This is a genomic window from Prevotella marseillensis (assembly GCF_900625065.1).
GTDB classification, from domain to species: domain Bacteria; phylum Bacteroidota; class Bacteroidia; order Bacteroidales; family Bacteroidaceae; genus Prevotella; species Prevotella rara.
The window spans coordinates 49,320-64,909 of record NZ_UYXY01000004.1 but is presented as its reverse complement, the minus strand read 5'-3'; the positions used below and the strand labels follow the sequence as shown (position 1 = coordinate 64,909).

Sequence of the window (15,590 nt, the reverse complement as noted above, 5' to 3'; positions counted from 1 at the left end):
TTTACGGCGTTTATATTTCGGATTAAATATTTATGTCCTATTACAACGAGTTCCGTTAAGTAAATGTCATGACTTTGCTTTCAGACTGTTAATGGCCTGTTTACGTGTCAAAAGTGGCCCACTTTTTATACGTAAACGGGTCACTTTTTATGCAAAAACCGACCGCTTATTTCCTTTATTTTGCAGTCATTAAAGTGTGGGGATGTGTAGCTAAGTGAAGAGCAGGCGCTGCACGCAATGAAAAACGTCTTGCGAAAGTGAAAAGATAAAAGTGAAAAATCCAAATGCGTAGTGATTGATAAGAATACACAAGACTAATGTTCTGTCGGATATGCTATCCGACAGCATTAGATATTAGGATCTGTGATCCGAAACTCCTACCTATTAATCAAAAATAGGCAGCAAGCGGATTAAAATCCTTATACTCTATTCCGGCAGATTTTTCGCTGCGCTCAAGGAAACTTCTGGTGCAAGTCGACAATGTCTGTATAAAAATAAAGGGACGGGCATTTTTTGCCCGTCCCTTTATTTCTTATCTTTTCCTGCTGACTGTTCAGCCGGAATGTTATTACTTGTTGTCCTCGATAAGGTTTTCGCCTGTCATGTCAGACGGCTGCTCCAGACCCATGATGTGGAGGATTGAAGGAGCAACGTCGGCCAGACGACCGTCCTTTACGGTTGCGCTGTTGTTGTCTGTAACGTAGATGAACGGAACTGGGTTCAGCGAGTGAGCTGTGTTAGGTGTGCCGTCCTCGTTGATGGCGTTGTCGGCATTTCCGTGGTCAGCTATGATGATTGCCTCATATCCGTTGGCCTTGGCAGCCTCGATAACGTCCTTTACGCAGTTGTCTACGGCGTGAACAGCCTTGGCAATGGCGTAGTAAACGCCGGTGTGGCCTACCATGTCGCCGTTGGCAAAGTTGACAACGATGAAGTCATACTCCTGAGTGTTGATAGCACCTACCAGCTTGTCCTTAACCTCGTATGCGCTCATCTCAGGTTTCAGGTCGTATGTTGCAACCTTTGGAGAAGGAACCAGGATGCGGTCCTCGCCCTCGAATGCAGCCTCGCGTCCGCCGTTGAAGAAGAATGTTACGTGAGCATACTTCTCTGTCTCGGCTGTGTGCAGCTGTTTCTTGCCCTGCTTGCTCAGATATTCGCCCAGAGTGTCCTGTACGTTCTCTTTCGGGAAGAGGATGTGAACGCCCTCGAACGATGCGTCATACGGAGTCATGCAGTAATACTGAAGGTTCTTTATTGTGTGCATGCCTTCCTCCGGCATGTCCTGCTGTGTGAGCACCTGTGTAAGCTCTTTTGCGCGGTCGTTGCGGAAGTTGATGAAGATAACAACGTCGCCTTCCTGTATCGTGCCGTCAACGCTGGCGTTGCTTATAGGCTTGATAAACTCGTCGGTAACGCCTTCAGCGTAGCTCTCTTCCATGGCCTTCACCATGTCTGTGGCCTTCTTGCCTTTGCCTTCAACGATAAGGTCGTAAGCCTCCTTTACGCGGTTCCAGCGCTTGTCGCGGTCCATAGCGTAGAAGCGTCCTACGATGCTTGCTATGTGGGCGTCGTTCTTCTCGCACTGCTCAGTCAGTTCCTTGATGAAGCCGGCACCGCTCTTCGGGTCGGTGTCGCGTCCGTCCATGAAGCAGTGAACGTATGTATTCTTCAGTCCGTATTCTTTTGATATCTCGATGAGCTTGAACAGGTGGTCGAGTGAAGAGTGCACTCCGCCGTTGCTGGTCAGACCCATCAGGTGCAGCTTCTTGCCGTTGTCGCGGGCATAGCTGTATGCGTTAACTATTTCGGGGTTGTTAAGTATTGAGCCGTCCTTGCATGCGCGGTTAATCTTAACCAAGTCTTGATAAACGATGCGTCCTGCACCGATGTTGAGGTGTCCCACCTCAGAGTTACCCATTTGTCCGTCAGGCAAACCTACATCCTCGCCTGAAGCCTGCAGCTGTGAGTGAGGGCTTACGGCGTAAAGATAATCCAAATAAGGCGTCGGGGTGTTGAAAATTACGTCTCCTGCGCCATGCTTTCCGATACCCCATCCGTCGAGTATCATCAATAATGCTTTTTTTGCCATAGTTTATATTATATAATGTAAGAATTCCGGCGCAAAGTTACTAAGTTTGTCGTTAACAGCAAAATGCGTAAAGAGGTTTTTTGAAAATTCACAATTTACAATTGGCAAATGCTGAATTTTGTTTCATAATTCACTGTGCGTAACTTGGTCCGTCCATCCTCATTACAATTATTGTATGTTTGTTGCCATACCGGTCCGTAAGGCAGTATCCGTATCAGTTATTTTATTATGTTTCAAATGTATGCCTTTTCTTGTCATGCGCGTATATTTTATTCTTTTATATGTCTGTCAGCAAAAACAAAATTATATATTTGCATTTGGCAGACGTGCAGTGAGGCATGGGCGTGCCTGCCATGATGGAAGCAGGTGCTGACAAGAAGAGATTTAAAAAACAAAAACATACAAATATTATGAAAACATTTTTAGCTTTAATTACGGCATGTCTGATGGGCGCAACGTGTGCCTGTGCGCAAGACGTAGCCGGCTCGGAATGCTGTCGGCGTGGCACGAAGGACAACGTCCAGGCAGTGAGAACATTCACGAACACAGGCAATCCGCTTGTGAAAGACAAGTTTACGGCCGACCCTGCCCCTATGGTTCATGACGGCAGGCTGTATCTCTATGTAGGCCATGATGAGTATTACGACGGTCAGGACACGGCTTCAGGCGGAAAAGAGTTTAACATAACCGAGTGGCTCTGTTATTCTACTGCTGACATGCAGACATGGACAGACCATGGCGCTGTGCTCAGTCCTGCCGACTTCAGCTGGGCTGTAGGCGAGGCATGGGCGTCACAGGTTATAGAGAAAGACGGCAAGTTTTATTTCTTTACCACGGTGCAGGCCGGTGCGCCATATACGGGCAAGGCTGTTGGAGTGGCTGTTGGCGACTCGCCTGTAGGTCCGTTCAAGGATGCGATAGGCAAGCCGCTGGTGTGCGACACGATGACGTCAAACGGCGAGCGCGGCTGGTGGAACGACATCGACCCAACGGTGCTTGTAGACGATAAGGGCCAGGCATGGCTCTGCTGGGGCAACGGCACGTGCTTCATGGCAAAGCTGAAGCCCTGCATGACAGAGCTTGACGGCGAAATACAGGTGATTGATCTTCCGAAATACATGGAAGGTCCGTGGCTGCACAAGCGCGGCGACATGTATTACTTGACCTACGCCTCTGACGGCGGCGGTAAGGAAGCCATTTCGTATGCCACGGCGCCTGATGTGGCCGGCCCTTGGACATACCGCGGCGAACTGACCGGTCCGGCAGAAAACAGCTACACCATACATCCCGGCATAATAGAGTTCAACGGCCGCTGGTATTTGTTCTATCACAATGCCGTATTGACATTAGACGGCCACCGCGGTGCCATAGGCCGCCGCAGCGTCTGTGTAGACGAGCTGCACTATAATTCTGACGGAACGATGAAGCATGTTGAACAGACAAAGACAGGTGTATGCGCAGGCAGGTAAGGGGGCTAATGTCACCCTTGGTGCCTTGTGGCGAACATATCAGTTTTATCAAATAATATGCTTTTGAGCGCCTGGACGCCAGCTTGACTTATGGTTATTATCAGGTCTTGTCTTGACAAATAATTCCAGCCGATTATTAGAAATTGTAATAAAACAATAGCAAGCCCAAGAAATTCATTATTGATATTTCGAGGCTTGCTATTGTGTAAAAGAATGTATTGTATGGTTTTAAAATTTATGGTATAATCAATTTTCTTGCTTCAGCATATCCGTCGTCGTAAGTTATACGCTGTATAATAATGCCTTTGGCTGTTCCTGATATCTTCCTGCCTGACAGATCGTAGAAAGATACGGATGCAATCTTTCTGGTGGCTGAAGATTCAAAATTTTTGATGCCGGTGCCTATTGTCGTGGTAACTTGTATATCTGCAGATGGTAGAGAACTCTTCAGCTCCTCTGCGGATAATGCCTGTACGTTGTAAATATAAGTACGGTTGGCGGTAAGCCCATCTACCATATAGCTGGTTCCGCTGATGCTGTCGACAGACCATTTCTGAGGACCTGCATTCCATACATTATCCTTTCCTATAGAATCTTTCAGTATGCGCAGGTCGTTGAAATATGCGCGTTCTTTGTTGGTCTCAATGACAAAGTAGGCTTTTTGCGGGACATTTTTGAAGTAAATGACAACCTCGCTTTCGGTTTTGTTGGCCTTCAGACTATGCTTTTGTATAGTGGCCTGTGTGTCAGGATCGGTCAGGCTTATAGTGTAACTTACGGTTTTGCCCGGATACGACACGGCATTGAATGCCATCGTTGCGTAACCGTCACAGTCGGCAAACTCGAACACGGGAGATCTGAGCATACCATTTTGCCCATAGAAACCCACCTGCATATATCCGCCTGACTGGTAAATCTTTGATCCGTACCACCCTTGCTGGGCCATGTAGCTGTCAAGGTCTTCGCCTATGTCTGTTATGTCAGATTTTGGGTATTCGCCACTGGTCATAAGCGAGAAGTCTTCATCGGTGATGACAGGATTGATGGAGTCGGGCAGTATCTCGCGCAGGTTGAGCCTGTAGCTTTCAGCTTCTTCAACTTCCTGCCAGTTAGCCACGAAGGACGATGATGTTATATCAGAGGCTTCTTCTGCAACAGGGCGTTTCAGACGGTCTTTCATGAATGAGAATGAAATCACGCCATTATTGTCGGTTATGTTAGTTACTCCTTTTTCAGTTGGCGTTCCATCCCATGACAGCGAACTTGGTGATGAGTAGTCTGTAAACATATTATTTGTGGCAATGGGGTAGAGGTCGCTTTCCGTTGTGATGCCCTGTGTTCCGTCCGCTTCAACAAGGTCATATCGCTGTATTGTTCCACTGTTGACATAGTTGCCGTCCCATGCAGACTGGTCGTATGCAACATGGAAAATCATAAGTCCGCGTCCGGGAAGGTAAGCATCCCAGCCTTTTTGCTGTCTGTTCTCTAATGTGAAGAATTCGTTTTCGTCAGCCGTGCTTATCTTGTATGCCACGTTGTTTTGGGTAAGTTCGTCCAATGTTACAAGGTCTGCAGGAGTGTCGAGTTCAACGAAGTCGAGCCATCCTACGGTGAAACGTTCAAAAGCCGAATAGGCAGGGGGAGTGTGTGACTCATTGTTATAGTTGCCGGTGTCCATGACATCCCATACGCCGAGCTGTACCATCTGCTGGTTTCGTGTGTTATATGCGTCAGGAAGACCGAGTACGTGGCTGAATTCGTGGCAGAATGTGCCGATGCCTTCAAGCTGTGTTCCCGATACATATTTAAGTTCGCTTGAGCATGCATAACGTTGAACTTGCTTGCCGTTGACATTACAGCTTATGCCTAGTGATACAAGGTTTGAGGCATGTGGCCATATAGTATTGCTCGATGCTCCGTAACTTTCCGCATATCCGGCATAAATAACATAGACAAAGTCGACAATGCCGTCGTCATTATAGTCGTATTTTGTGAAGTCAACTCCAAGTTCGTCGCTGGCATATTCACAGGCTTCTTTTACCATCAGTCCGGGTTTGGAGTCTTGTCCGTAGCTGTCGTTGGCACCATAGTACATCATGCTTTTCTTCAGCTTGATTGGTCCAAAGACGTCGAAATCAGGAGTAAACTTGCCCATTGACTGCGATATGAAGTAGTCGCGTGCGCTTCCTGTAGCCCCGTTGAGGCTGAAGCCTTCCTCGTTCATTACAGAATGGAACAGTTTGCTGTCATGTCCCTCCTGCATAGAGTTGTCGGCAAATTCAACAAGCAGAATCACTCCTTTAAGATTGCCGGTTGTCGGGAATGTCGGTCCTGGCAGTCTCTGCATGGGCGCTTTACGCATTACGTTCTCATTGTAAGCCTTGTTGAAGTCTGCTGTGCCTATGGCTTTCAGCCGCTCTACCTCTGCAGCCTGTCGCATGTCTGGGTTATGGGCTATCATGCCCATAACGGGTGTGCCGTCTTCAGATATTGACTCTACATAACGCATTACGCCATTGGCATCAGCCTTTATCATGTGGCCGTCTGTTGTTGTGAATGCATGGAAACGTTCGTCACCGACAATGCGGTATGTAAGCACGCTTCCGTCCGGTTGTGTTATTTTCAGCAGTCCGGGATAGGCTGGTACGGCGTTTGCTGTTGCCACGGCAAACAGAAATGATGCGATGGCTATAAAAATATTTGGTATTTTCATATTCAATATATTAATTTTGTTGTGTAAATAGCCTGTCTGTCGTTGTATACCTTTACTATGCATAGTCCTTTGCCTGACAAACTTATGCGTGCAGAGCCATTGACTAGTGCTTTTGACATGAGACACATGCCGGATGCATTATATATACATACCTTCATGTCCTTACTTTCAGCATTGCCGGCAATAATCTCTATGGTGTTGCCGATGCGTGAAATGCCGATGTCGTAGTTTGCATCGGTCGTGACAGATGATATGCCGTCAGTATCATCAGAAGCAATAGGAACGATGCTCATGGCGTTTTGTATGTAACCTGAGGCTCTGTCAATAATCTGGCCTATGACATGTATGTTCTTCTTGTTTTTTACTGTGGGGGGGACGGGTATTGTGCTTGTTGTTTCATATTCTTTACCGGCCTCCATGTCTTCAGAACTGCATGGGTCGCCTGAATAGCAGCTGTAAATGGCACGTGCCAGGTCGTTGAAACATACGTCCGTGGTTATTGCCTCCTTGTTCTCCCATCCGGCCATCTCGCCGTTTTTGCCGTCAGCATAATAGTTGGTCTGCGGATATCCGGTGACGGAGTCTTCTGTTATTGTGTAGGCGATATTGTATTGCGGTGATTTGATGTCAATGTCAGAATAGTAAACAGAGTGTAGGGTTATGGCTGTGCTGTCCTCATTCCATTCGCCAGTCAGGTTATATGCTATCTGGCTGTCCGACGAAGTCTCCATGTTGAAAAGATTCTGTATGTCATAATAAGGGTCGCCAGACAACTTGCGGTTTAGACTGCATGATGGCGCACCTGTACAAGAACTGATGAATGGCTTGTAGCTGTATTCTTGCTTCTCGTCAATCTCTAATGGGTCTCCTCCGTGTACGCTGACTGCTATGAATTGCTCGGGATATTTTTCCTTCATCATTTCCAGGCCAACCAGACCTCTAGGACACCATCCGCACCATGTACCTGTATATTCCTCGCATACCACACGCTTCATGAATGCCTTGTCGCGTACCGTAAGTATCGCAGTGGCTGTATTGTTCGCAGAATAGGCATCTGCCTGTCCGTTCACTTTGTCAATGGTGATACGGATGTCGTGTGTACCCGGAATATTTGCTGGAACCTCGAACGATATAGTGTCACTTTCGTTTGTTGACAAACTTTTGTTTACGGTGATGGTTTCAGGTTCTCCGTCATAGCTGCATATTGCTGTGTATGAGTTGATGTCATTAGCTCCAACGTTGCGCACCGCCACGCTGAATGTAGCGGTTGAGGCGCCGTAGGAGGCTGTCTGGTCGCTCATCTTTCCAATGAGCATTTCGTTTTGCGGCATGCCTTCGCCTTCAACAACTGCCTGTATGCATATAGATCCGCCGGTTGTCGTCCATTTGTTCTTGCTGTTATAATAAACAACGTCGGCATCAGTATGCTTTTCTGAGCTGTATCCCACACCTTCTGATTTGGCAAAAGATGCTTTATATCCGATGGCAATGTCGTCTGTTCCGTTGATTGCAAACGGAGTGTCAAGTGTAATTTCATTCCAACCGGCCTTCAGGTTGTCGAGCTTTTGCCTGTATATGTATGTATTTTCTTGTGGCTTCTGCTTGATATAGAGATATACGTTTGTACCTTCAGAGCACACGCCTATGCGTATTTTGGTTATACTGTTGCCTTTGTATGGGCTTACAAATGTGGCCGGAAACGTTACGTAAGGCGTTACCACGGCTGAGGCATCACCCCATCCGTTGTCAATCTCCGGGCCATAGCGCATAACCACCTGACCATATGTGCTGCAGACAGCTAGCATGGCTAATAACGAAGTAATAATGTTTCTGATCATAGACATCTTTTTAAGATTCAACAAAACAAGGACAGCCTCCGTATGAAACGGAAGTTGTCCTTGATGATAATGGCTATGTTATTTTACGACAATCTTGAATGTCTTGTTGCCGACCTTAACAAGGTAAATGCCCTGCTGTATGCTGACGGTAGTGCTGTCCTCAGCCTTGCAGCTGAACGTCTGGAGTCCGGCAAGTGTATATATGTTTACAGTGTTGCCTTTTGCTCCATTGATGACGATGGCATTGTCGATAGCATATACCTTTATGCCCTGTTCGGCAGTTGAAGCATCGATGCCGCTGCCAATGCTGCTCTCATAGCTGTTAGAATAGTTAGACTCACCTTCTTTCCATACGGCTGTAACATTGTAGACATGAGTGCCTTCGCCAGGATTGCTGTCGGTGTAAGTCTGTCCTGTAACATTGCTTGCTATCAGCTGGTTGTCGCGGTATACATTATATCCCGTGAGAGTTATTTCTGATGTAGAACCGTAGAGCGGGGTGTATGTGATGTCGTCAAGCAGTGCCACGGTGTAAGAACCCTTGCTGCAGCTGCGGATGGCGAAGTATTTCGCATCTGCCGGTAATGTGTATTCGAACAATACCCAGTCTGTTCCTGAAACGATAGAATCGCGGTCGAATGCTATGAAGTTTTCAGGCTCCTGGTCTGTTGTTGAGTACATCATCTCGAATACCTGAGGATCAGAACCTTCGTTGGGCATCTTATAGTAGAACGATACGTCTGTTCCGCCTATGACATCTGAAGAAATCAACCAGTCGTCGTTCGGCAATGTTGTCGAAACTCCGTCTGATGCAGCCCAGCAAGTGAGATACTTGTCACCAGAGTGAGGAGTGAGAACCTCAAACTTGTCGAGCGTGAATCCTGCCTCAACAGGAGCCCATACCTGCCATGCCTTAGCCTCGAATGCGTGTGATATGGTCGGACCTCCGAAGTATACAGTAGGTGTTCCGTCGCCGTCGTATGTCTTCCAGTCACCTATTCCTTCAATGATGAATGACTCGTATCCTTCAAAGTCGTCAGTTACTTTGTCTGCAATTTCTGATTTTGCAGGTTTCTCCCAGTTAAGGGTTACGCTGTTTCCGCTTGTAGAACCTGTAAGATTCTCTGCTACCGGCAGGTTAGAGCCGTGAACATACAGGCGTACTGTAGATGTAGAATCATTGTCTGTGTATGTGTCAGGTTCATATTCAATGGCTGCACGGTATATGTATGTCTTTGTAGCCTCGGCCTTTGTGGTATTTATTTCGAATGCCACTTGTGCCATGGCGTTCTGAGTTATAGTTTCGCCCTGTTTTGTATCTATAACTTCGTTGTCACGCAGCAATACAACTTTGTATCCTTCAGCCTTGTTTGTGCCGTAGTTTGCTACGCCCACATTGACAGTTGTGCTTTCTCCTGCCTCAATCCTCTTTTCGTCTATTGATATCGACGTTAATGCAAGGTCGTTTTCTGTGCTTTCGTCAATGCTGATGGCGTCTACATAGATAGAGGCACTCGCGTCAGCTGCATTGGCACCGAAAGCAATCTGGATGTTGTCGGCGTCAGTGCGAAGAGGAACAGAATAGCGTACCCATCCTGTTGCGCCATTGTTATAAGCCACGTTTGCAGAGTTCTCCCAACCCTCGTCATCATAGTTTGTATATACCTTGAGTGTAAGGTCTTCAGGCTCAGCCTCAAATCCGTGATACATAAAGAATGATAGTTCGGGACTTTCTGAACCATTAAGAGAGATACGCGGACCTGTAATCACCTGGTCGTTAGAATCTTCTGCGACGTATGAGAACTGAAGCATACCTTCGTCTCCGTCGTAAGGTTTAACTGCGATGCCTGAGCCAGTGCTCATATTCCATGCATAATTATATGATGTTGCATAGAGTGTCCATGGATCCTTGCTTGCAAATCCGTATGCAAACGATTCATCGTAAGGACGTTCGTAAGGTTCACCGAGCACGATGCCGACTCCTGTGCCTTCAGATGTTCCGGCGCTGTTTACTGCAACGAGCAGGTAGTCAACATACTGCTGCTGTGCACCATACAACGGTGAGAATGTCTCGTCTGTAACTGTCAGGTCAGATGTATAGTCTGTAACAGGTTCCCATGGGTTTGTCCAGTTGTATTCATTATAGCGGCATAATACATATTGCACGTCGTCAGGATTTACGTAGCCTCCGTGGAGTCCTTCTTCTGTAACCTTGTCCCATGTCAGAACGGCCTTGTTGTTCTCGTTCATCTTGACTTTAAGGTTGGCTACATTAGCAGGCATGTCGAGCCCTACCCAGTTGGTTATGACAGCCTCTTTGCCCTGGCCTGATGTGTTGAACGGAACGATGCGGTATGTTACGTTGCCTTGCTCAACATCAGTGTCTGTCCAGGTGAGAGTCTCGCCTGCCTTAGGTGCTTCAAACACGTGTGCCGGCTTGCTGCTGCCGTTGCGGTATACGTTGATATAGGCTATGTCGCTGAGTGTTTCGCCTTTGTATGTCTTTGTAGGAGCTGCGAATGTCAGAGTGTTGTTCAGTGCACCCTTTTCTCCTGCGGTAACTTTTACATCTGTAACGCAGTCCGGACCTTCGAATGTAGAGTAAACGTCGAGCGAGATGTTGTCCATGCTGATGTTTACGCTTTGTGCGGGAGAGTCACCGTGGAACAGCAGGTTATAGAGTCCGTCTTCAGGTACGTTGAACATTATCTCGTATTTATTCTTGTCGTACATGATGTCGAGCGATGCTATTTCTTTTTCATCTCCTGTCACTTCCTGCTTGTTGCCCAAAAGTATTGTCATATGCTCCATTGTCAGCCATTGGTCATATGTTTCGAAAGTGAGTCTGTAATCTGTGTTCTTCTTCAGACTGATAGAAGGAGAAATAAGGTAGTCGTCATTTCCGTTGCCTTCATATATGCCAGTATCAACATCTGCTGTGCCGTTGCCCTGCAGGTATGCATATCCGCTTTCTACGCCAGAGGGGAACATGAACGACCATGTATGTGTGTCGTTGTTGGCATCGATGACCTTGAATGAGTCGAAGTCTGCCTGTGTGTCAAATGTTTCTATGTATGGCGTGAACCATGTTGAACCGGCTGTCACCTTGTTAGATGTGGCTGTCTCTCCTTCACGGTTGTCTGAGCAGGCTGTTACTGTGTAGTAGTAGCGGGCATGTGCCTCAGGTACGCTTTCGCTGAACGTTGTTTCTTTCAGGCCTTCGGCAACAACAGTCTCGTCAGGATAGCGTACAACTTTGTAGTTTATAGAGTTGTCGTCTACTGGACCGCCGTTTACAGATGTCGTCGGTGCGTTCCATGTCAGAACAACTGTTTTTCCGTCATCTATTGAAAGCGAAAGATTGGTTACGGCACTCGGTACATCCTGACCTACGAATGTCTGTAAGCGACGTTCGGGTGAGTCGCCGGCTGCATTTGACAATATGATACTTACGGTATGTTTCCCTTCGGAAAGATTCAGGTCGATAGTTGCATTGCCTCCGGCATTCACTTTGGTTTCTGTCGCATCGCCTCCGTCAACAGATATCTTGGCGGTCAGTTCTCCTGACAGTGTCTCGTCTGATGTGTATGTCTTTGTAGGTGCTGTGAAGTACAGTTTTCCGTCTGCATAGCTTATCTTTGTTGGAGCGCCAGGTGCTTTGGCTTCACTATACGGTATGTATAGTCCTAGGAAATGCTCGTCTCCAGGCAGGTCTGCGATTTTTGTAGTGTGTGCCGTATTTAGGTCAATAGTGTAAAGTGCAGACTCTTTGCTGTTGTTGTTTACTCCGACCCAATAGACTTTTCCTGTTGCAGGGTCACACACGGCAGACATCTGGTCGGCTGTCAGTGCATGTGGAACATCCAGTTCGCCGACTTCTGTTGGTGTACCGTTCTCCTTATTGATCTTATACAGTTTCTTGTCGTTGAACGCTATTCCGTACAGCTGTCCTGCATTGTCGACAAAAAGAGTTTGGATAAACAGGTTGACTTGTCCTATGTTCTTTGTCTCCATGGTGTTCAGGTCGATGGAGATGAGCGGTTTGCCGTCGCCCCACGACATGGTGTATGCTTTATCCGTTGTAGGATCATAGACACCAATCTGTCTTAGATACATCTCCATGGTAGGATCTTTTTCTGCCAACATTTTTGTGCCTAATTCTTGCCATGTCTCTGCATCGTATGTAGTGATGGATGTATTGGTCAGTCCATCTTCATCCATGGCGCTGTTCAGGGCATAGAATTTGCCCTTGGCATAAAATGCTGCCATAGGTCTTGGTATCTCTATAGAAGATTCGTCTGTATAGTTTATGACAGGTGCTGCCTGAAAAGAGTATACTTTGCTTGCTAATGGAGATAACGTTTGCCAAGTTCCGTCTGAATAATTCATACCATAGAGAATAAGACTGTCTGCCACGTTGGCCTGAGCTGCAATACGTTCTGTCTTGTTCTCTTTTGTTCGGGCTTTATTAATAGATGTAGTGATATTTCGGGCATTTTTTAGATGGTTGTAGACATCATTTGGTGCCACGTTGAATTTGTTTGAAGGATTTAGCTTGAATGTTGTGCTTCCCCTTTTTGCCTTACTTACTTGCACCTTTTCTGAGGTTGGTGCTACTTGTTTTTGCATAGTCTTGTTAAGCGACTGCGCCATTGTCGGGCTTGCCGTCAGCGAACTAAGCAACATTAATTGTATTAGTTTCACATTCATAAGCATTACCATTTTATGGGTTAATATTCGTGATGCATCATACTGCAAAAATACAAATTCATATATTAGAAAGGGCTTTTTGTGAAGGTGACAAAAGGGTGACAAATATGTTAAAACGTTGCATTTTATGATATTTAGGCCTAATTCTGTTCTTTTTTTTATAGTTTAAGGTCTTTGCTGGTGATGTTTTGTTATTAAATCACTGTGATGTCATTGTTTTGTTTTGTAGCATTATTGTAAGTTCATAAGTTTGTTTCATTCTCTTTTTTGTGAGTAATTTGTGATGTCTTTCTCTTATAAATTATGTAGATAATAAGAATACTGATATATCTTTTTATTTTGTATGTGCTGGTTCTTTGTCCGTTTCTTGCAAGACCATAAGGTCATGGCAGCAAAGAAACTTGAGAAATGACTTTTGCAGAGTGTCGTTAAGCGAACAACGGCATGAATGAAAAGGTTGAAATGGCTGTAATGTGGATTAATTACTTATTAATATTATGTTTTATAAAATATCCTTATTGTTTGCGTATAATAAATAGGCCACTTTTCATGCAAAAGTGGCCCGTTTACGACACGTAAACGGGCCACTAACAGTCTGGAACTAAAATTGATGTTTATCTTAATAATTGGCTCTGCTATGTCATAGAAATATTTAGAATGTAGTTGAAATATACCTAAAATGTTACTGTTTTTTTAGACCTTGTATGTGCAGACATGTCCTGACGATAAATCATGTCATAAGATATTGTCACTGAACATATTTCTTACTATGAAATTTTACATTTTGATGATATAGTTATATAATTCTGCAGAACTCTCAATTCCAAGTTTTTTGCTTATTCTTATCTTTCTGCGTTTGCATGATTCTGGATTGATGTTTGTCAGTGACGCTATGTCTTTTGTAGACATGTTCATGCGTATGTATGACAGAAAGCGTATGTCTGATGATGACAGGTCTGGATGCATCTCCTTGAGTGTTCGTATAAAGTCTGGATTTGCAGATTCAAAGTTTATGATAAAATTATCCCGCTCGTTGCTTGTCTTGAGCAGCTGTTTAAGGTGTTGCACTAGTGTCTGAACGCCGGTTATGCCTTGCACCTCCTTTATGTCGGTGAGATGTTTGAGAAGATCTCCTATGAGTTCATTGCGTGATGATATGAACATATTGGTTATAGACAGTTCCTTTTGTTTTTGTTCCAAAGAATGTTTCATTATCTCCTGACGATAGTGTGCTTCCATTTCTACCGATTTAGCCTGTTCCTCAGCCAGTCTCTTTTCATGTTGCTCTTTTTCCAGCTGTAGTTCCATCATTTTATGTTGATTTCTGCTTTTTATACGTTGGTTGCGCATCATTATTACGGCTATTGTTATAAGCAGTACAAGTATGCACATCACAAGTATTAATGTATAATGGCGTTGTTGCATGCGGGCAAGTTGTTTGTCCATGTCTGCCTTAAATTTCATTATCTCAATTTTAATCTTGCTGTTTTCTGTAAGCTGACGGTTTGTCACAGTTGTTATGGAGTCGTTATAGACTATTACTGAGTCCATGTAGTTTAATGCATGCCTGTAGTTGCCAGTTGCTTTATATAATTTTGCAACAGACTCAAATAAATATGGCTTGTTCTTTAGTCCAGTCTGGTCTTCAGCCTGTTTAATGCAGTTGTATGCTTTTAAGTATTCTTTCCGTTCGGTGTATATGTTTATAAGGTATATAAGAACAATACTTTTATTATCTTTGTCTGCATATTTATCGTTGAGCAGCTCTTCGGCAATGTTGATAACGTTCTCATATTTTTTCTGCAAGAACATAGTTTCTGCCTCCACAGCTAATGACCTTGATCTTTTTTTGTAGTTTCTTTTTTCATACGTCTGTGCTTCTTTTATATATTTTATTGCCTCATTGAATTTTTTCTCCTTGTTGGCTATAAGTGCCATGTCCAAAGCGCAGGTATATGACAGGGAAGAGTCTTTATTGCTTGTAGCCGTAGTGTAGCATTTATATGCTATTTCTCTTGCCTTTTTATAATTTCTTTCTTCAAAATATACGCCTGCTATGCCATTGAGGATGTTTGCTTCTTTGTGCCAGTCTAATTTGTTTTTTTTGCATATACTGTAAGCCTCGTAAAAGTTTTTCAGTGCTTCTCCATTTTCTGAGATAACAAAATAGCAGACACCGATGTTGTATGTTGAGAGGCATATGTCTTGTGGACTATTTGCCTTTGTTGACAGTTCTTTAGCTTTCATGAAGAGTTTTATGGCTTTTGCTGCATCGCCAGAATTGTATGCCTCTTCTCCTGATTTTATAGTTTGATCGATTTTTTTATCAATGCTTTTTTGTGCGTATAGAATACTACTGTATGGTATTATTGCCATAAGCATAATGAAGCATTGCATGATTATGTGGTTTCTTTTTTGGAATAGCATGATTTTATGGTTAATATCGAGTTATGAAAGCATCGTAAGACTTGCTGATTTGTCTCTGGTAGCCAAGGCTTGTAAATTATATTAAGAATTACAGAGTGTAAAGGTACGGCTTTTTGTTTATTTTACCAAATTTTGATAAAGATTTAATGTTTGATGCTTTGTTTCCCTTATAGGTCTGTATTTTTCGGATTGACTATATTATTAGCTTACTGGGTTCTTATATGATATAATGTTTTAAGCCTCATTCTGACATTAAAATTCAGTTTATATTTTGTTTTATATTGAGTTGGGTTCAGTTTGATTCATCGTAAGTGCAGTGTGTTATTCAAGTAAAAACTGAT

6 protein-coding genes are annotated in these 15,590 nt (G+C 44.5%); 1 reads left to right on the top strand and 5 read right to left on the bottom strand.

What is annotated here, in order from left to right:
• Positions 1-568 precede the first annotated feature (568 nt).
• Positions 569-2,092 (bottom strand): 2,3-bisphosphoglycerate-independent phosphoglycerate mutase, encoded by a 1,524-nt coding sequence (gpmI, locus tag EJL04_RS14725; protein WP_125105514.1) that lies wholly within the window; start codon positions 2,090-2,092, stop codon positions 569-571.
• A gap of 410 nt (positions 2,093-2,502) precedes the next feature.
• On the opposite strand from gpmI, the gene EJL04_RS14720 reads away from it, so the two are divergent.
• Complete coding sequence (locus EJL04_RS14720; protein ID WP_241210026.1) at positions 2,503-3,561, top strand: glycoside hydrolase family 43 protein; 1,059 nt, start codon at positions 2,503-2,505, stop codon at positions 3,559-3,561.
• A 235-nt stretch (positions 3,562-3,796) separates the two neighbouring features.
• On the opposite strand, the gene EJL04_RS14715 is transcribed toward EJL04_RS14720, so the two are convergent.
• The 4 genes from EJL04_RS14715 to EJL04_RS14700 form a co-directional block, all read right to left on the bottom strand.
• Complete coding sequence (locus EJL04_RS14715) at positions 3,797-6,274, bottom strand: M6 family metalloprotease domain-containing protein (protein WP_164511799.1); 2,478 nt, start codon at positions 6,272-6,274, stop codon at positions 3,797-3,799.
• Positions 6,275-6,276: 2 nt separating this feature from the next.
• Positions 6,277-8,112, bottom strand: coding sequence for a CARDB domain-containing protein (locus EJL04_RS14710; protein ID WP_164511798.1), 1,836 nt, complete (start codon positions 8,110-8,112; stop codon positions 6,277-6,279).
• Positions 8,113-8,190: 78 nt separating this feature from the next.
• Positions 8,191-12,822 (bottom strand): DUF6383 domain-containing protein, encoded by a 4,632-nt coding sequence (locus EJL04_RS14705; RefSeq protein ID WP_164511797.1) that lies wholly within the window; start codon positions 12,820-12,822, stop codon positions 8,191-8,193.
• Between the two features lie 777 nt (positions 12,823-13,599).
• A complete protein-coding gene (locus EJL04_RS14700; protein WP_164511796.1) occupies positions 13,600-15,069 on the bottom strand; it encodes a tetratricopeptide repeat protein in 1,470 nt (489 codons plus the stop codon).
• Positions 15,070-15,590: the final 521 nt, after the last annotated feature.

Bases quoted from the DNA above. Each gene is read 5' to 3' on its own strand.
- EJL04_RS14705 (WP_164511797.1), bottom strand. From the start codon at position 12,822: ATGAATGTGAAACTAATACAATTAATGTTGCTTAGTTCGCTGACGGCA.
- EJL04_RS14720 (WP_241210026.1), top strand. From the start codon at position 2,503: ATGAAAACATTTTTAGCTTTAATTACGGCATGTCTGATGGGCGCAACG.
- gpmI (WP_125105514.1), bottom strand. From the start codon at position 2,092: ATGGCAAAAAAAGCATTATTGATGATACTCGACGGATGGGGTATCGGA.
- EJL04_RS14700 (WP_164511796.1), bottom strand. From the start codon at position 15,069: ATGAAAGCTAAAGAACTGTCAACAAAGGCAAATAGTCCACAAGACATA.
- EJL04_RS14710 (WP_164511798.1), bottom strand. From the start codon at position 8,112: ATGATCAGAAACATTATTACTTCGTTATTAGCCATGCTAGCTGTCTGC.
- EJL04_RS14715 (WP_164511799.1), bottom strand. From the start codon at position 6,274: ATGAAAATACCAAATATTTTTATAGCCATCGCATCATTTCTGTTTGCC.